This is a genomic window from Ensifer adhaerens (genome assembly GCF_028993555.1).
Taxonomy (GTDB): domain Bacteria; phylum Pseudomonadota; class Alphaproteobacteria; order Rhizobiales; family Rhizobiaceae; genus Ensifer; species Ensifer adhaerens_I.
Map to the genome: position 1 here is coordinate 3,420,383 of NZ_CP118610.1, position 18,308 is coordinate 3,438,690.

General features: G+C 59.5%; 11 protein-coding genes. 4 read left to right on the plus strand and 7 right to left on the minus strand.

The window, feature by feature from the left end:
* The first annotated feature begins 55 nt into the window (after positions 1–55).
* The 3 genes from PWG15_RS16620 to PWG15_RS16630 are packed head-to-tail and all read left to right on the plus strand — an operon-like array spanning position 56 to position 3,324.
* The gene (locus PWG15_RS16620; RefSeq protein ID WP_275024445.1) at positions 56–1,411 is read left to right on the plus strand and encodes a DUF1254 domain-containing protein; all 1,356 of its coding nucleotides are present in this window, start codon (positions 56–58) and stop codon (positions 1,409–1,411) included.
* A 17-nt stretch (positions 1,412–1,428) separates the two neighbouring features.
* The gene (locus PWG15_RS16625) at positions 1,429–2,451 is read left to right on the plus strand and encodes a DUF1254 domain-containing protein (protein WP_425536708.1); all 1,023 of its coding nucleotides are present in this window, start codon (positions 1,429–1,431) and stop codon (positions 2,449–2,451) included.
* A gap of 39 nt (positions 2,452–2,490) precedes the next feature.
* Positions 2,491–3,324 carry an alpha/beta fold hydrolase gene (locus PWG15_RS16630; RefSeq protein WP_275021630.1) on the plus strand — a complete coding sequence of 278 codons (834 nt, stop codon included), beginning with the start codon at positions 2,491–2,493 and terminating at the stop codon, positions 3,322–3,324.
* Positions 3,325–3,366: 42 nt separating this feature from the next.
* On the opposite strand, the gene metH is transcribed toward PWG15_RS16630, so the two are convergent.
* The 7 genes from metH to PWG15_RS16665 form a co-directional block, all read right to left on the minus strand.
* Positions 3,367–7,137, minus strand: coding sequence for a methionine synthase (metH, locus tag PWG15_RS16635; protein WP_275021631.1), 3,771 nt, complete (start codon positions 7,135–7,137; stop codon positions 3,367–3,369).
* 164 nt (positions 7,138–7,301) lie between these two features.
* Complete coding sequence (locus PWG15_RS16640; protein WP_425536709.1) at positions 7,302–8,456, minus strand: AGE family epimerase/isomerase; 1,155 nt, start codon at positions 8,454–8,456, stop codon at positions 7,302–7,304.
* 9 nt (positions 8,457–8,465) lie between these two features.
* Positions 8,466–8,960 carry a heme-degrading domain-containing protein gene (locus tag PWG15_RS16645; protein ID WP_275021633.1) on the minus strand — a complete coding sequence of 165 codons (495 nt, stop codon included), beginning with the start codon at positions 8,958–8,960 and terminating at the stop codon, positions 8,466–8,468.
* Positions 8,961–8,964: 4 nt separating this feature from the next.
* Positions 8,965–9,861: an ROK family protein gene (locus tag PWG15_RS16650; protein ID WP_275021634.1), complete on the minus strand. Its 897-nt coding sequence runs from the start codon at positions 9,859–9,861 to the stop codon at positions 8,965–8,967.
* Between the two features lie 1,175 nt (positions 9,862–11,036).
* The gene (locus tag PWG15_RS16655; RefSeq protein WP_275021636.1) at positions 11,037–11,717 is read right to left on the minus strand and encodes a hypothetical protein; all 681 of its coding nucleotides are present in this window, start codon (positions 11,715–11,717) and stop codon (positions 11,037–11,039) included.
* The gene (locus PWG15_RS16660; protein ID WP_275021637.1) at positions 11,717–14,671 is read right to left on the minus strand and encodes a VPA1269 family protein; all 2,955 of its coding nucleotides are present in this window, start codon (positions 14,669–14,671) and stop codon (positions 11,717–11,719) included. The genes PWG15_RS16655 and PWG15_RS16660 overlap by 1 nt, the downstream gene beginning before the upstream one ends.
* Positions 14,672–14,875: 204 nt before the next feature.
* Positions 14,876–16,450, minus strand: a complete 1,575-nt coding sequence (locus tag PWG15_RS16665; protein WP_275021639.1) for a hypothetical protein — start codon at positions 16,448–16,450, stop codon at positions 14,876–14,878.
* A 974-nt stretch (positions 16,451–17,424) separates the two neighbouring features.
* Between PWG15_RS16665 and PWG15_RS16670 the strand changes: the two genes are divergently transcribed.
* Entirely contained in the window at positions 17,425–17,853 is a 429-nt protein-coding gene (locus PWG15_RS16670; protein ID WP_275021640.1) for a hypothetical protein, read from the plus strand.
* The last annotated feature ends 455 nt before the right edge of the window (positions 17,854–18,308 follow it).

Here is an 18,308-nt window from a genome sequence, read left to right on the forward strand (position 1 = left end):
ACGACGGTCACTGCTGATGCTCGGCGCTCTTGCAACGGCACTGCCAGTGCTCAAGATGACGAAAGCGAGCGCTGCCGATATCGGCCTCTCCGCGGACGAGGCGCGCGCCATCGCCAAGGACGCCTATATCTACGGTTTTCCGCTCGTCGACAGCTACCGGATCCAGCATTCCTATTTCGTCGATCGCAGCAATCCGGAGTTCAAGAGCGGCTGGAACACGCTCAACAACACCGCGCGGGTCTATACGCCTGAGGACAAGGCAATCCAGACGCCGAATTCCGATACGCCCTATTCCTTCCTCGGCGCTGATTTGCGTGCCGAGCCGCTGGTCCTGACCGTGCCTGCGGTCGAAAAGGAGCGTTACTACTCGCTCCAGTTCATCGACATGTACACGTTCAACTTCGCCTATGTCGGCAGCCGCGCCACCGGCAGCGAGGCCGGCGCCTTCCTGCTGGTAGGACCGAACTGGAAGGGCGAGACGCCGCCAGGGATCAAGGCGGTAATCCGCTCGGAAACCGAATTCGCCTTCGTGCTCTGCCGCACGCAACTCTTCAACCCCGCCGACATCGAGAACGTCAAGAAGATCCAGGCCGGCTATAAGGTCGAGCCGCTGTCGTCCTTCCTTGGTCAGGCTGCACCGGCGCCGGCACCCGCCGTCGATTTCATCAGGCCGCTCAGTGCCACAGAGGAGAAGACCTCGCCGGAGTTCTTCGAGATCCTCAATTTCGTCCTCGGTTTCTGCCCGACCAACCCATCGGAAAAGGACCTGATGGAGCGCTTCGCGAAGATCAATGTCGGGGGCGGCAAGAGCTTCGACTTCGACACGTTTTCTCCTGACATGCAGCAGGCGATCGAAGGCGGCATCGCCGACGCCTGGGCCGCCTTCAAGGAATTCAAGGAAACCGAACTCGATACCGGAAAACGAACGAGCAGCGACAGCTTCGGCACGCGCGAATATCTGAACGGTCGCTATCTCGACCGCATGTCCGGCGCCGTGCTCGGCATCTACGGCAACTCCAAGGATGAAGCGATCTATCCGGTCTATTTCACCAGCGACGACAAGAAGCCACTTTCAGGTGAGAACCGATACACGCTGCGCTTCGAACCGGGGCAACTGCCGCCGGTCAACGCCTTCTGGTCGCTGACGCTCTACGAACTGCCGGCGAGCCTGCTCTACGCCAATCCACTCAACCGCTACCTGATCAATTCGCCGATGCTCGGCGATCTGAAGAAGGACGCCGATGGCGGCGTGACGCTCTACATCCAGCACGCGTCACCCGGCGCCGACAAGGAAGCCAACTGGCTGCCGGCACCGAGCGGTCCGTTCTTCACGGCCATGAGACTCTACTGGCCGAAGCCGGACGCATTGGACGGCAAATGGAAGGCGCCGCCGATGCAGCGCGCCAACTGATGAAAAGGGACCCGATAATGATGAACACTCGTTCTCTCTTCGCAGCCGGCGCGCTGCTGATCGCCGGCGCAGCACCCTCGAGCGCGGCCGACCCCGTGACCGTCGGCGTCGACAACTTCATTCGCGCCGAGAGCGACATGTATGCGGCCGGCATGGTCAAGGACGGCGCCTTCGGCAAGTTCCTGCACCGGCGCGAGCCCGCCTCGATCGACAATCAGACCGTCATCCGCCTCAATCGCGACACGCTCTATTCGTCAGCCGTGTTCGATCTCGATGCCGGCCCGGTCACCATCACCATGCCGGACGCGGGAAAACGCTTCATGTCGATGCAGGTTATCAGCGAGGATCACTATGTACCCGAAGTCGTCTACGGCGCCGGCGAAACGACGCTGACCAAGGAAAAGGTCGGAACCCGCTACGTCGTCGTCGGCATCCGCACCCTCGTCGATCCGGCCGACCCGAAGGATATTGCCGCAGTGCATGCGCTGCAGGACGCAATCAAGGTCAGCCTGAAGGCTGAAGGTAAGTTCGAGATCCCGGCCTGGGATCCGGCAAGCCAGAAGACGGTGCGCGAGGCGTTGCTGGTGCTTGGTTCTACGATACCGGACTTCAAGAAAGCGTTTGGCACCAAGGCTGAGGTCGACCCGATCCGCCACCTGATCGGCACTGCTACCGGATGGGGTGGCAACCCGGACAAGGATGCGACCTATCTGAACGTGACGCCGGCCAAAAATGACGGCAGGACGGTCTACAAGCTTACCGTCAAGGACGTGCCGGTCGATGCCTTCTGGTCAGTCAGCGTCTATGACGCGCAAGGGTTCTACGAGAAGAACTCCTACAACGCCTATGCGATCAACAACATCACCGCCAAGAAGGGGGACGATGGCAGCGTTGCGATCCAGTTCGGCGGTTGCGACGGCAAGTTCGCCAATTGCCTGCCTGTGGTCGACGGCTGGAACTACACGGTTCGGCTCTACCGGCCGCGCAAGGAGATCCTCGATGGCTCTTGGCATTTTCCCGAGCCGCAACCGGCGAACTAAGCTTCCCGCGTCGCGAATCAGGCTGCGGAGGCCGCGTGCATGGAGTTCAGGGATGACGACCTCGCGGCTTTCGCCGAGCATGGCGCAACGCCCCTGCCCACAGCAACCGTCGAGGGTCATGTCGAGCACGACGGAGCGCGCATCTGGTATGCGGCCCATGGCGAGGGCAAACCGGTAATCCTGCTGCATGGCGGCCTTGGCCACAGCGGCAACTGGGGCTTTCAGGTCCCGGCGCTGCTTGAGACCGGCCACCGCGTCATCCTGATCGACAGCCGTGGCCATGGCCGCAGCACCCGCGATGCCAGGCCCTACACCTACGAACTCATGGCGTCTGACGTGCTCGCCGTCATGGACAGGCTGGAGCTGCAAAAGGCAGCCTTTGCCGGCTGGAGCGACGGTGCCTGCATCGCGCTCGTTCTTGCCTCGATGACACCGGAACGCGTCAGCGGCGTGTTCTTCTTCGCATGCAACATGGACCCGAGCGGAACCAGGGAGATCGAGCCGAGCCCGGTGCTTGACCGCTGCTTTGGGCGGCATGCGAGCGATTACAAAGCGCTATCGGCAACGCCTGATGTTTTCGGCGCCTTCGTCGGTGCCGTCAGTGAGATGCAGAGGACCGAGCCGAATTACACGGCCGAAGACCTCGGCCGCATCGTCGTGCCGGTCGCGATCGTCCAGAGCGAAAACGACGAATTCATCAAGTGCGAACACGCAGACTATCTCGCGCACAGCATTCCGGGCGCCGCGTTCATCCTGCTTCCCGGCGTCAGCCACTTCGCACCGCTGCAGCGGCCGGACCGCTTCAATGCCGCGCTCACGGCCTTCCTTGCCGCGCTGGATGATGAGACCGAACGCGACGCGCAGCGCGACTAATGACGAGCCCGGATCGGCCCGCCATCATTCCCGATCGCAACGTTACTCTGCTGCTTCGGTTTCCGGCATCGGCACGTAGTTGAGGATCGGCGACAGCCAGCGCTCGACCTCGCGTACCGGCATGCGCTTACGTTCGGCATAATCCTCGACCTGGTCGCGCTCGACCTTGGCGACACCGAAGTAGTAGGCTTCCGGGTGGCCGATATAGAGACCCGAAACCGACGAGCCCGGCCACATCGCATAGCTCTCCGTCAGGCTGACGCCGATCGCGGCGTCAGCATCGAGCAGCCGGAAGAGAGTCTCCTTCTCGGTATGGTCGGGCTGGGCCGGATAGCCCGGCGCCGGGCGGATGCCGGCATAGGGTTCGCCGATCAGGTCCTGCGGCATGAAGGTCTCGTCGGCCGCATAACCCCAGAGCTCGGTGCGCACATATTCATGCATGCGCTCAGCGAAGGCCTCGGCGAAGCGGTCGGCCAGCGCCTTGACCAGGATCGAGGAGTAATCATCGTTGGCGCGCTCGAAACGCTCGGCGATCGCTACCTCCTCGATACCAGCCGTCACGACAAAGCCACCGACATAGTCCTTGGAGCCGCTATCGGCAGGGGCAACGAAGTCGGAGAGCGCCACGTTCGGGCGCCCATCGCGCTTCGACAATTGCTGGCGCAGCGTGAAGAAGGTCGCAAGCTTAGAGGTCCGATCCTCGCCGGTGAAAAGCCGGATGTCGTCGCCGACGGTGCCAGCCGGCCAGAAGCCGACGACCGCCTTCGGAGCGAACCACTTCTCCTCGATAATCTTCGCAAGCATCGCCTGGGCGTCATCGAAGAGTTGCCGCGCGGCGGCACCTTGAGCCTCGTCGTCGAGGATTTTCGGATAGACGCCCTTCAACTCCCAGGTCTGGAAGAACGGCGTCCAGTCGATGTAGCGGGCGAGTTCCGCCAGGTCCCAGCTTTCGAAGATGCGCGTACCGAGGAACGATGGCGCCTTAACCTGATAGCCGCTCCAATCGATCCGGTGCTGGTTGGCGCGCGCCTGCGACAAGGGCAACCGGCGCTTTTCCGCCTCGTTGCGGGCATGCGCGTCTGCGACCTTGCGGTATTCCGCCCGCACCGTCTCCATGTAGCTGTCACGCGCTTCGGGCGACAAGAGGCTGGAGACGACGCCGACCGCGCGGCTTGCATCGGTGACATAGACTGTCTGGCCGCGGTCGTAGCGCGGGTTGATCTTGACCGCCGTGTGCACGCGGCTGGTCGTTGCGCCGCCGATCAGCAACGGCACGTCGAAGCCTTCGCGCTCGAGCTCGGAGGCAACATGCACCATCTCGTCGAGCGACGGGGTGATCAGGCCGGAGAGACCGATGATGTCGACCTTCTGCTCGCGCGCCACTTCGAGGATTTTTGCCGAGGGCACCATGACGCCGAGATCGATGATCTCGTAATTGTTGCAGGCGAGCACGACGCCGACGATGTTCTTGCCGATATCGTGCACGTCGCCCTTGACGGTTGCCATCAGGATCTTGCCGGCGCTCTCGCGCGCCTCACCGCCATTGGCAAGCTTTTCCGCCTCCATGTGCGGCAGGAGCACGGCAACCGCCTGCTTCATCACGCGCGCGGATTTGACCACCTGCGGCAGGAACATCTTGCCGGAACCGAAGAGGTCGCCGACGACGTTCATGCCGGCCATCAGCGGGCCTTCGATCACGTGCAGCGGCCGCGCAGCGCCAAGCCGCGCCTCCTCCGTATCGGCCTCGATGTATTCGGTAATGCCGTTGACCAGCGCATGCTCGAGACGCTTTTCGACCGACCATTCGCGCCAGGAGAGATCCTTCTCGCGGCCCTGCGAGCCGCCCTGGCCGCGATATCGCTCGGCGATTTCAAGCATGCGCTCGGTCGAGTCGGCGCGGCGGTTGAGCACCACATCCTCGCAGGCCTCGCGCAGATCCGGGTCGATCGCATCATAGACGGCAAGCTGGCCGGCATTGACGATGCCCATGTCCATGCCCGCCTGGATGGCGTGGTAGAGGAAGACCGCATGCATCGCCTCGCGCACCGGCTCGTTGCCGCGGAAGGAGAAGGAGAGATTGGAGACGCCGCCCGAGACGTGCACATGCGGCAGGGTCGTGATGATCTCGCGCGTCGCCTCGATGAAATCGACGCCGTAGTTGTTGTGCTCTTCGATGCCGGTCGCCACCGCGAAGATGTTCGGATCGAAGATGATGTCCTCGGGCGGGAAACCCGCCTCTTCGGTCAAGAGCTTGTAGGCGCGGCTGCAGATCTCGACCTTGCGCGCCTTGGTATCCGCCTGGCCGACCTCGTCAAAAGCCATGATGACGACCGCGGCACCGTAGGCGCGGCAGAGCTTTGCGTGATGCAGGAACGCCTCTTCGCCTTCCTTCATCGAGATGGAATTGACCAGTGGCTTGCCCTGAACACATTTCAGGCCCGCCTCGATCACCTCCCATTTCGACGAATCGATCATCACGGGAACGCGGGCGATATCGGGCTCGGAAGCAACGAGGTTCAGGAACTCGATCATCGCCTGCTTCGAATCGATCAGGCCCTCGTCCATGTTGATGTCGATAATCTGGGCGCCGTTGGCCACCTGGTCGCGCGCCACATCAAGGGCTGCCGAATAGTCGCCGGCGGTGATCAGCTTGCGGAACTTGGCCGAGCCGGTGACGTTGGTGCGCTCGCCGACGTTGACGAAGGGAATGTCCGAGGTCAGCGTGAACGGCTCGAGCCCGGAAAGCCGCATCAGCGGCTCGACCTTCGGGATCTCGCGCGGCGGATGCTTGGCAACGGCTCTCGCAATCGCGCTGATATGCGCCGGCGTCGAGCCGCAGCAGCCGCCGACGATGTTGAGGAGACCGTCGCGCGCAAACGCCTCCACCTGGGCGGCCATCTGCTCCGGCGTCTCGTCGTACTGGCCGAATTCATTCGGCAGGCCGGCATTGGGGTAGGCGCAGACGAAGGTATCGGCGACACCAGAGAGTTCGTCGATATGGGCGCGCATCGCATTGGCGCCGAGCGCGCAGTTGAGCCCGATGGTGAACGGATCGGCATGGCGAACGGAATGCCAGAACGCCGTCGGCGTCTGGCCGGAAAGCGTGCGGCCCGAGAGGTCCGTGATCGTGCCTGAGATCATCACAGGCAGTTCGATGCCCTTCTCGGCAAAGACTTCCTTGGTCGCAAAAATCGCCGCCTTGGCGTTCAGCGTGTCGAAAATCGTCTCGATCAGGATGATATCGGCGCCACCGTCGATCAGCCCGCGGATCTGTTCGGCATAGGCAATGCGCAGGTCGTCGAAGGTGACGGCACGGTAGCCGGGGTTGTTGACATCGGGCGAGATCGACGCGGTGCGGTTGGTCGGTCCGAGTGCGCCGGCGACGAAGCGACGGCGGCCGTCCGCGGCCTCGGCACGCTTGGCGGCACGGCGCGCCAGTCTGGCTCCATCGCGGTTGAGATCATAGACCATGTCCTCCATGCCGTAATCGGCCTGGGCGATACGGGTCGAGGAGAAGGTGTTGGTCTCGAGGATGTCGGCACCGGCAATCGCGTAGGCGTAGTGGATGTCCTCGATCGCCTTCGGCTGGGTCAGCGTCAGAAGATCGTTGTTGCCCTGCTGATGACAGGCGCAGCCGCCGAATCGGTCGCCGCGGAAATGCTGCTCGATGAAGCCGAGCTGCTGGATCTCCGTGCCCATCGCGCCATCCATGATCAGGATGCGTTCGCTGGCCGCTTCGCGCAGCGCGCGCATGATCTCGGAGCCGTCCGGCTTGGAGGAAACGTCACCGAAAAGGGCGCCGATGGCGGACATGGGAAATCTCCCGTTCTGAAAACGACAAACAATAAACGAGTCAATCACATAAAGATATCTTTATGTCAACATATGGCAAGCTCACATTTGACCACCAAGGCAAAGAAAATGGCCCGTCGCGATTGCGGCGGGCCATAACGAAAGTGCTGCGCAGGATCGGAAAATTAGAGCCGGGCCAGGCAGTCCTCGGTTTCATAGATGGCGCAGAGAATATGATAGAAACTGCTGGCCGGCGCAGGCTCGTCGACAAAGCTGCCATCGGCCTTCTGTTTGTCGCGCCAGAGGCCCGCGACCGGTGTGTCGAGGAAGGTTTGAAGGGCCGCTGCCGCCCGCGCGGCCGAAGCGAGATAACGCTCCCGCTCGGCGCCGCCGGTCAGCGCCGCGAAACGAACCGCGGCCTTCAGCCACTCGGTCTGCGGCCAGAGCCGCGCGATCGGATCGGCCACCGAGAGATCGTCGAGCAGGGTCATGATTGCGACGTTACGGTCCGCGCAGATGCCGTGCGCCTCGCCGATATCGAAGAGCCGCCTTGCTTTCACGATCGCCTCGGCGCTGCCACGACGCTCCGCCCAGCGCAACAACAGCCAGGCCCATTCGAAGAGATGGCCCGGCTCGACGATGCGGCCCTTGTCGCCGGCAATCGGCGCCCAGTCGTGATCGAAGAATTCGCGCAGCACGCCGGTCTCGGCATCGATGAAATGGTCCATCGCCAGATCCGCAATCTCGTCGGCGAGATTGGCCCAGGCGACCTGATCGAAGCCTTCAACCGCCTCACTGGCAAGGCAGGCCTCGAAGAGATGCATATGCGGATTGGAGCAAAGCGGCAGCCGCGGCGGCCTGTCTTCCTCGAAGCCGGCGACCGGATGCTTGACATGCGCCTCTATCCGAGACCGGAGTCCATTGCTGCGTTCGATCATTTCGGCCTTCCGTGCCGGCACGACCTCAGCGAGGTAGGCGAAGGCGAGAAGCGCGAAAGCCTGATTGTAAAGATCGAAGGACGGATCGAGAAGATTGCCGTCGGCATCGGCGAGCGCGCCGTAGAAGCCGCTCGGCTGCTTGAAGACACGATCGAAATAGGCGAGCCCGCCTTCGGCGGCACCCTGCCAGTCGCCGGTCCAGCCGCGTCGGCCGGCTTCGGCAAAGCAATAGACCTGCCGCGGCTGCACCCGCGCACGCCGGTTGGCGCGCGTCGGCTCACCCGCCATGTCGATCGTCTCGACGAAGCCGCCTGTGGAATCGACACCCTTGTCCCGCCAGAGCGGCAGGGCCTTGTCGGCTAACCACTGAGACAGCGCGCGCGATTGCGAAAAAATATCCACTGCCAACTCTTAGCCCTCAAGCTTCAACGCGTCATGATCCTTGCCGAGCAAGCTCGAGAGCGCCTCGACCACCATATTGTGGTCCTCGCGCTGCGGCAGGCCGGATACGGTGACGGCACCGATGCAGCCGGTCCCCTTGACGACGATCGGGAAACTGCCGCCGTGGGCGGCATAGTCGGCATCGGCAAGCCCGAGCTTTGCCTGCAGGTTGGTCTGCGCCTTGGCAAGCTCGCGGCCGGTGGCGTAGCTGCTCTTGAACAGGCGGAATACGGTGTTGCGCTTGCGGCGCACCCAGTTCGGATTGTCCGGCGTCGCACCTTCGAGCGCAGCGTAGAACACCTGCATCGAAAACAGGGTAATGTCGATGACGACGCCGAGCTTGCGCTCGACCGCCATCTTGCGCAGCGCCGCGCCAAGCTCCCAGGCCGTTTCGAGGTCGAAGCGCTCGAACTGCAACTCCTGTTCCTGCCGCGCGATGCGGGCCAGATCCTTGTCGATGTTCATGGGGTCAGTCCTTCCAGAGCCAGGCCGCACCGCGCACGCCGGAGCTGTCGCCATGCAGCGCCTTGCGGATGGGGGTTTCGAACGTGTCGCCGAAGAGATAGTTGACCACCCGCGGCGGCACGTCGTCATAGATCTCGTCGACATTCGACATGCCGCCGCCGAGCACGTAGACATCCGGGTCGACGATGTTGGTGAGCAGCGCCAGGCTGCGCGCGAGCCGGTCGACGAAGCGCTCGTAGACGCCGGTTGCCACCGGATCGCCCGCCCGCTTCGCCTCGATGATGTCGCGCCCGCGCTTTTCGACACCTGTCGTCAGGCGATAGTCGAGTTCGACGCCGGTGCCGCAGGCGTACATGTCGAGGCAGCCGTGTTTGCCGCACCAGCATTTGTGGCCGGGATACTCGTCCTTTGTCATCCACGGCAGCGGATAATGGCCGATCTCGGCGGCAACGCCCTGGTAGCCGGCATGCACCTTCTTGTCGATCGCAAGACCGCCGCCGTGGCCGGTGCCGACGATGACACCGAAGACCACATGCGCGTCTTTTCCAGCACCGTCGACGGCTTCCGAAACCGCCAGGCAATTGGCATCATTGGCGAGCCGGACCGGGCGACCGAGCGCCGCTTCGAGGTCACGCCCAAGCGGCTTGCCGTTGATCAGCACCGCGTTGGAATTGCGAACGATACCGGTGCGCGGATTTGGGCTGCCGGGAATGCCTATGCCGATCGAACCCTTTTCGCCCGCCGTCTGTTCGGCTGCGGAGACAAGGTCGAGAACGGCGCGAATGCAGTCGTCATAGCCGCTGGTCGGGGTCGCGACGCGATGCCGGGCGCGCGTTTCGCCATCACGCCCAAGCGCGATGACTTCCATTTTTGTGCCGCCCCAATCTATTCCGATGAACATATGTGGATCAGGTCTCTGATGAAGGTCTCAAAAGGGGAGCGCCAGCCTCCTCAAGCCGACGCATGCCTTGCTTAGCATTCGAAAGACCTGAAAGACCAGCCCGTTTTGCAATCGATTTAAATCGATGGTGGGCGCCCCATGCGCCAGCCGCTCAGAGCGTTACCCCTGACGCGCCTCGCATGCATTTCCGGCTCACTTCCACGCAAAAACACTTGGCGAAGGGGCCGGGCTTTTGTATGGGTGCTATCCAAGTGGTCCCGTAGCTCAGCAGGATAGAGCAACTTCTAGGGGAGGATTTTTACCTGTTGGCGCAAATGGCCTCCGTCGCGCTGGAACGCGGGGCCAGTAAACTTACCGACGAGGTCGGATTGAAATTTGCGGAGGCATGAGTTACGACGGCTCCGCAAATACAGGAAGAAGTCCACGTAGCTCAGCAGGATAGAGCACAGGATTCCTCAATTGGGGGTTGTATTAGGAAACTATTACAATCTAACTGCTCAAAGTCGGGGAACGCTTCGCTGGGCTTCCAGCATGCCAATCCCGAGCCAAGCCCTGAAGAAATTCAGGGAAGTGTGTAGAGACTGGACGGGCAGCACCTAAAAGCATTCGTGCTCATGGTGAAGGGACAGTCCAGACCACGAACGCGGAAGCGGCGGCGAAAGTCGAAGTGGTATGAATCCTGGGGTCGGAGGTTCGAATCCTCTCGTGGACACCATTTCCTGCGTAGATTGGCATTGGGGCGTACTCCCTCTGCCGATTGAGCCAAGCCGACGAACTGATCGTCGATCTTCAGTTGTACAAAGGGCTTTGCGGGCGTGTCCTTGATCAACTCGGACAAGTCACTCTCCGGCAGTACGTTCCCAGTTGCTCGGCAGAGGTCGCTCCTCGCCAAGTGGCCATGTCCCGAGCTGCCACAGATTATAGATGTTCGAGAGGTAGGTAGACACCTTGTCCTGAGCATCGTGGATGATTCGGGCCGTATCGATAGAGGGCCGACTCAGACCGAGCGTTCCGAAACCGAGCATCCAGGAATCTCCATCGATCTCTCCGCACAGTTCTTCGACTCAGGGGCGCCACCATTCAAGGCTTAGCGGACTAATTTCGCTGGAAAAGTTGCTCGCTGTTATCAACGTGAGTGCTCTGGTGGCCCGATGGGAAAGCTTGAACCGCGAAAATCATCGCTCTCGAGCTTTTCTCGTTTTCCGGATACGTTCGTAATCGTCGGTGAACTTCTTCAGGGCACCGAATAGCGTGGCACTCATCACGCGTGTCCCGGGCGGCGTCTTCCCTGTGACCCGCAGCCCAATTTCATCGAGCTTGAAAGGACCATCCACTGCGTCTCGAAGCCAGATTCCGAGTGCGTTCATGACCTCGTCCGCATCTGGCGATTCCGGAGCATCGGCAGCTTGAACTGGAACGCCTTCGTCGATGATCTTTTTGAGTACGTTGTTTCGCTGCGTCACTTCGGCAACTATCGCCTTCAGGTGATCGACGAGGTTACTCATCGATGGTGTCATCACCGAAGTGTCGATCTTGGCGACCTCGTCCACAGAGATCGCCGGATCGGCGTCGATATTCATGACATCGTGATAGGCTTTCCTCCAAATTCTCAGCGGCTGTTGGTAGGAGTTGTAGATCGTCCGCTCTAGCGGGAAGTAGGGGTTATGTTTCCTCCCTTCCTCCGACACGACCTTCGCGGTCGGAAGGATGGGAGTCCGCCGTTGTAGCAAGCTTCGACAGATACCGTTAATGCCTTCAATGTTTGACCTTGCCCGACTTTCGTCGGGCAAGGATTCAAGAAGGCTTTCAGACTTCCTATCAGCAATGGCGATGATGGCTCCGATGCGACTTGCCATCAAACGCTCTCCAGCAGAGCGGTTGTTCTGCTCGGCAAGCTTCCGAAGGTAATCGGATCGGAAAGAGCCGTATCGATAAGTTTTCGCACCTGGTCCTCAACTCCTAAGTCGTGCAGGCGCAGGGTTCCATCAATCAGCCCATCTATCGCATCGGCTTGAATTCGCGCGTTCGCGTATAGCGCATATTGGTCCAACGCCCGGCGACGATGTTCGGGGCTCACATGCGTCATCAACTGCGGAGGGGTGATTCCACTATGGAACAACATCTGGGCAATCCACTCGTCGCGGCGAGCCTCGATGCGGTCATCGCCAAGAATTCGATGTACACGGCCTGCAGCAGTAATGCGGACTGCCTGCTCGAACTCCGACACCTCCTTGAATTCCACTACCGAAGATCGGGCATTCGCGACCAGCATGATGCCAGCGTCCTGATTGGGGTTCTGGTCAAGCAACTTCACGCTTGCATTGCATAAGAGCTCAATGTTGAAGATCGAATTTTCGACCACTTCCTGTTCATTTTTGACTTTCTGTATTTCAGCTCCGTGGTCATCACATTCATTGTCAAAAGCATCCGCCGACAGCAGGCCCGACAGGCGGGCGTCATGTCGTTCACCCGCGATCTGGTTAAGCCTCGCTTCTTCCCGGGCGAGATCGCGGCGACGCGCACACAGCTTCGTGCCGTACTCCGTGAGTTCGTTGAGCCATGGAGGCCCAGAAATGAAGTGCCGGCACATGACACAGTTGCGCGGTTCCACAGGTTCGTAGACAGTCTTCGAGGTCCCGTCTCCCTCGTCCTTTCGGCTGACTGCGCCGCCGTCCCTGCACCGGCTGCCGTCAAATGGACAGACGCCGATGGCGACGTTGATGAATTGCATTTGCGATTCTGATTCAATTGCGTTCCGCACTGCATTCGGCGAAACGGAAACCGTATTCTTCCTCGCCTCGTCGATTTCCCAGCGCCGAAGATCGTCGATGAAATCGCGCTGGGCTAGTGACCGGGCGGCAGCACTCTCGACCGCGTCCGCCACCTCCGATGCATGTGGCTCGGTGTAGTAAATTGTCATCAGAAGGCTGGCGTGTCCGGCTATGAACTTGCTCAGCAAATCGAGCGGCATCCCTCCACGTCTCAGGTGCGTCAATCCGCGGACACGAAGTCCGTGGATGTTGTATCTTGGTCGATAAGGCTGATTGGACTTCGGGTGAATGTCCACCAGAGTTACTTGGTTTGCGGAATGCTGCTGGTTCCATCGTTTCTCGATCTCAAGTAACAGCTCGCACCATGCGTGATCGAGTTCAGAGCGTGTTACAGTACGCCCTGGCGTCGGCCAGAAATTGGTGGGGAAGAGGCGGCTCAGCGGGAAAATCTCCGGCATCTCTGCCTTCGTCGCATCAGGATAGTGCTGAGGCGCGTCCAGATATATTTCAGGCCCGATCGGAGCAGTAATCGGATTGTATCGAGCCTGCCACTTTCGGAGATCTGATAGGATTTTGAACACCTTCGGAAGGTGCCATGGAATTGCAAATGGCTTTCCAGTTTTGTTTGTGTTCACCCAAAACCCAGTGATCGGCCTGATCTCGTCTTCGATCTCGATCGCGTACCCTTTTGTCGGAAAGCCGTCCGTTGGTTGCCCGGCGCGCTCGGCCCAATAACCGGAAAGCGGCCCTGAATTGTGCTTCCACTTCAAGGTGTCGCCATCAAAGATTCTGACATCACCTTCGCCACTGTCCAGACGCCGGATTTGCCCCATGCGCAGCGGAAGCTCAAGCATGACCTGGAAAAGCGACGGGATCACAGGGCAGTAGACGTTTCTCAACTTGCCAGAAACTTGAAGATCTACCCGAAAGTTTTTCCCGGGCCACCCTTTCCCACCTTCTTCCAGAATCTCTCTCATCAGCGGGATAAGCTTTTCGGGCAGCGGCCGTGACCGACTGCTGCTGGGCTTCTTGATTTTCTTGACCTCAGCTTCGAGTCTGGCGACCTCCTTCGCGGTGACAAGGTCGAAGATTGTCCTGGCCCCAGCGCCGTCGCCCACTTGCTCGCTTATGCTTATCGAAAGCTTTCTCGCCGCTTTCACTGTGGCGAGCATGTTCCTTGTCGCCGCGCCGCCGCCCTTTCTCTTCATGAACGAGACAAAAGTCTCCGGACGCGCTGCCGTCGCCGCAACTCGACGAATTGTCTCGGTTGGAAAATTTTCTCGGAGGTATGCCGTCAAGTTCAATACTGCGGACTGAGCCAAAGCAGGCCTCATCCGTGTCTCTTCACGGAACTCGTCAAAGAAATGCAACATTTCCCGATCGAGGATATCGGTCGAATATTGAAAACCGTGCCAACTCGTCGGTGTTTTTACAGAGGGAGCACGATGTTTTCGCCCTTTTTGAAGGAGCGAGCCATCGTTGAATATCTTGGCCAGGCCAGCAACGACGTTCAGTATACACTGAGCGGCTACCCCTCCTTTTCCCAGGATCTGTTGATTCCAACTGAGCCCATCAGGCGACCGGAAGAAATCGACAACCGCATGGACGAACTCCAACGGCATTTCCTCGATCGAGGTTAGTCCCGATGCGGAAACGCTGAACACCGCTAAAATCCGCTCGACAGTCCCTTGCGATGTGGCACGGTTGTTTACTCCGTCCAGGAAAGCAAACGCGCCGGCAGCATCAAGCGCCTCGCGAAGTTCCCACCCGATTTCCGATACGTCGTTGAAGTGTTTGCAGAGTTCTCTATGCAGGGGGCGCTCGAATATCGCGAAGGGGGATATGCAAACGCCGGCATCATAGATTTCATCGGCCGCCAGAAGATATTCCGCGGTGATGCGTTTAGTTGCTCCCGCCGACTTTACCAAATCGAGCGCTCGCGTAATTTTCGGCTCAAAGACCTTCTCGCCGTCCGTCAAGTCGTCTCGTTCAAGATTAAGGTAGATCTCTTCGCCGTTCTTGCTGGTAAAGAAGGTCATCAGTCTTTCTCGCTCCGGGCGTTTACACTCGATTCGGACGATGTCTGTTCCATCGCCTCTCGGAGTAGGTCTCCTATCTCGGCGGCCGTGAACCGCGTGTAGAGCTGCTGCAACTTGAGTGATGTGGGGTGCATGCACCGCCCATCCAGGCGCGCCCTCATTGGCAGTCCTTCGTTTGGTTTCGCTTGCATTAGTTGGCTCCGATCAGCGTTGCTGTGTGAAGAACGCTGGGTCATCGAATTGCGCCATGAAGGCCATCCGCATGTCCCTGAATTTCGATTTTGACGACGACCCACTCTCCATCACCTCTTGGAGCAAGTAGTTGATCTCGAATGCCGTCAGGCGCGTGTAGACGTGGTGCGACTTGAGGGACGCATGATGCATGCAACGCTGGATTATCGGTCCCTCCACCCCCAGAGAATGCAAAAACCTGCCGTAGAAATGCCGCCCACCGTGTTTCGTCGTACCGCGATCCTTTTCTGGGGCGAGCATCTGTGGATCGTCGTAGCGCTTGCCGAGCCAGTTGATCGCCTGGGTCCACGCATAATCGAAGGCGGACATTGTGTATGGATCGCCCACCCCGACACCGTGCGGTGTGTCGTGTCGTCGAGCAGTCACAAATAGAAACGGATGATCTGCGGCCGATGCTGGTCGTCTCGCCATTATCGCCGGGCGTGTAATGAGGAGGTACCGCTTGAGAAGCATTGAAGTTCGGCGTCGAAGCGACCCGATCGGCAGGAAAAAGCCGGGCGTTCCCACATCGTCGCCCGCCATGCCTTTCCACCCTGCTTTGAAGGGGCTTCCCTCGTCGAGATTGCGCGGGATGAAGCCGAAATCACGGAGGTAGTCGGTGCGCGTGATTTCAGTACCAGCTCTATTTATCTTCCCAGACTCTGGATGATGAAAGAAGATGAAGGCATCGTCCCGGATGAACTGGATGTCCGTCGCATAGAGGTGAAAGGCCTCGCTCGCGCGAATCCCGAGCGCGAAAATCAGATGCGACACGATCTGGGCTGCTTCGTCTCCATCTCCAGCCTCGTCGATGAACGCCCGGTGGAGGAAGGGAGCAACGTATTTGGACGGGAATGCGGGAACCGCATCGATGACCTTCGCCGCTCGGCGTATCACGCCGGGAAAGGCATGAGATGGCTCCTTTTTCGTACCCTTCAGGTGAATAAGGAGCGAGTTTTGCTTGCGTATCGCCAGTTCCATCGCAAGCCCAAGGGCTACGCTTGGGATGGTCGCCGTCGCATCAGTAGCGGCAGCTCGCACCCAGCTTGACGCAGCCGGGTCGTCGCGAAGCCATCTGAAGTGGAGCGTTAGCGCCGATAGCAGGACCTTCGCTTGACCTTTTCCGAGTCCGTTCCAGTAAAGCTTGGTGGCGTCAACGACCCGACCGTTGGGCGCAAGCTGCATAGTCCCGTTCACCAAGGATCTGGCCAGGCCGCGCAGTAGCCGCCTCTGCAAGACCCCTTGTGCTTTCCAGATATGATAGTCCGGGGATCCGGCGACCGAGAGAGAATGGTCGACCAGCGTTCCCATGGCGCGGGCTGCGTTATGCATCCACTTGAACGACATGGCCGCGTGGTCAGCGTAGTAGTCCAGGAGTGGCTGATACCGCGAGATCCTGATACCCGTGGCGTCGGGGATCGCCAGATACAAGACGGGCCGTTTTACCCGCATGCCGTCCTCCCGTACACTCTGTCGTACAATGAGATGGAAGCGTCCGCGCTCGAGTGTTCTAAAATTCAATGAAGAGCCGGACTTATTGTTCGTCATCGGGACCCTCCGGACGGGTGTTGTTGCCTCCCAGCAGGCGCAAAATTGTTCGCGCCATGCCATGCGACGCCAAGCTGTCTTTACCAGTTCGATCCTTATCCTTGGTCGTCACTTCCTCTTCGTGTCGAAGCAATGGCATCCATCGCACCAACAGCTCCTTATCCGAGGAAGTCGGGCGCTCCTCTCGACCTTCAGTTGGAGCCGTATTTGAAGCCGGATCGGATGGCACCACATAGGGTGGACAGGGCTTGCATGATGCCACCTCGCTCGAACGCGGCGCACCTTGAGGTCCCTGGCAGGAGCCTGTGAAGATGCCTACAGGCTCTTCGAGGTGGCAGAGCTTCGTCTGGGACACAGGCTGTCTCCGCACCGCAAATCCCACTCTTATCCAATTTAGCTGACGCTCGGCCGATCCCATTTGCGGATCTGTATCGAGTGTACGAACCCGATGTTCATCATTCTCAGTCATGTTTAATCCTGGTGCATAAGCTGCAGTTCGAGGAGTCGTGGGCGCGAACGGCCGTTCCGTCGCGCTATGCATGCGCTGCGGTTTCGCCGATCTCGCTTCGTGAATTTGATGGCACCCTCGGATTCGCTCTCGTTGATTCGGACAAACACGCGATCGCGCACAAGTCGGGCGGTCATGATGGATGCCATAAGGCATCGACATGCTCGAACTCGCGCGGAGCGTCCTAAGCCAAAGCGAACCTTTTCAAATGCTTACTGCATTTACGAACGATCGTTTGGCTTTGTCCGGAAAAAGATGGCGTGGAGGGACTGATGGTGTTAAACCGAATGCATACGGCCTCCTTTCTTAAACGGGTTTGGGAGCCGGATCGCACGAGTGAGTACGTTGCTGCGTACTCACTCGTCACTTGCTTGACCGAATCGCTCGGGGACCATAGCCACAAGAGCGGACATAAACAAACCAATTTTCGTACACGGACTATCGTTTGCCTCACGAGCCCAAAGAGATGCTTCGTACAGTGTTGAAAACACTAGAAGCTCAACTGCATGAGCAGCAAATGGTGCTGGGGTCTCTGAGGGCTGTTTGCTTAGAGCAGGAACGCGAGATCGCGAAGAAGGTGGAGCACATCGACAGCCTCAGGCGGGTGATCGGCGAAATGAATGGCGATGCTCCCAACGATCGTCGGTCCAACAAGCAGAAAAACCCAGCAAACGATGAGAGCAATAGTGCGGCGCAACGCATCAGGGAAATGGCGAAAACCATCCTTCGCGAGGCCGGACGTCCAATGACCCAGCGAGCGATCAAAGTGAAGATGGACGAGATTGGCTTCGTCATCGAAAGCGAAAAGCCCGTCGAACTGATCCGCATCTATCTAAACCGCGCCAAAGACGAGTTCCGACGGATCGGCGACGAAGGCTATGTAGCCCTGGATTGAGCCCTAATCCGCCGCATGGCTTCCATTTCAGGAAATTCGGTCGTCTTCCCGTGTCTTGCTCAACAGGCTGTCGCGGCGTTGCCATGCGCACCAGCCTCTGACAGTCCCCGACTTGCGACCGCATTTGCTCGAAAAGAATGCGTACACTAAAGGACTAAATCCTTGCGTACGATCAATCTCCGTACGCGAAACGCAAGCCAATGACTCGTACAAAGGACTCAATCCTTTCGAACACATGGGACAAACAAGCAGCGATAGCACCGCAACCGTATCCAAGGATTCATGTGGTTATCCGCGCATTTGGCACCCAATTAATGTGACGATCATTCACCCGTGCGCGGCAACTGTGGCAGTCTACGTTGAATCTCACCGATTCTGTCCGACTGCGGTTAAGGATGCGCGCCTGAGCGAGGGGTTTGATGCTACAGTCTGAGTTCATATCCATATTCTGCGAG

What these genes read in the sequence shown, in the direction of transcription:
- PWG15_RS16620 (WP_275024445.1), top strand. Translation starts at nt 56, where the DNA reads ATGACGAAAGCGAGCGCTGCCGATATCGGCCTCTCCGCGGACGAGGCG.
- PWG15_RS16625 (WP_425536708.1), top strand. Translation starts at nt 1,429, where the DNA reads ATGATGAACACTCGTTCTCTCTTCGCAGCCGGCGCGCTGCTGATCGCC.
- PWG15_RS16630 (WP_275021630.1), top strand. Translation starts at nt 2,491, where the DNA reads ATGGAGTTCAGGGATGACGACCTCGCGGCTTTCGCCGAGCATGGCGCA.
- metH (WP_275021631.1), bottom strand. Translation starts at nt 7,137, where the DNA reads ATGTCCGCCATCGGCGCCCTTTTCGGTGACGTTTCCTCCAAGCCGGAC.
- PWG15_RS16645 (WP_275021633.1), bottom strand. Translation starts at nt 8,960, where the DNA reads ATGAACATCGACAAGGATCTGGCCCGCATCGCGCGGCAGGAACAGGAG.
- PWG15_RS16650 (WP_275021634.1), bottom strand. Translation starts at nt 9,861, where the DNA reads ATGTTCATCGGAATAGATTGGGGCGGCACAAAAATGGAAGTCATCGCG.
- PWG15_RS16655 (WP_275021636.1), bottom strand. Translation starts at nt 11,717, where the DNA reads ATGGCAAGTCGCATCGGAGCCATCATCGCCATTGCTGATAGGAAGTCT.
- PWG15_RS16660 (WP_275021637.1), bottom strand. Translation starts at nt 14,671, where the DNA reads ATGACCTTCTTTACCAGCAAGAACGGCGAAGAGATCTACCTTAATCTT.
- PWG15_RS16665 (WP_275021639.1), bottom strand. Translation starts at nt 16,450, where the DNA reads ATGACGAACAATAAGTCCGGCTCTTCATTGAATTTTAGAACACTCGAG.
- PWG15_RS16670 (WP_275021640.1), top strand. Translation starts at nt 17,425, where the DNA reads ATGCTTCGTACAGTGTTGAAAACACTAGAAGCTCAACTGCATGAGCAG.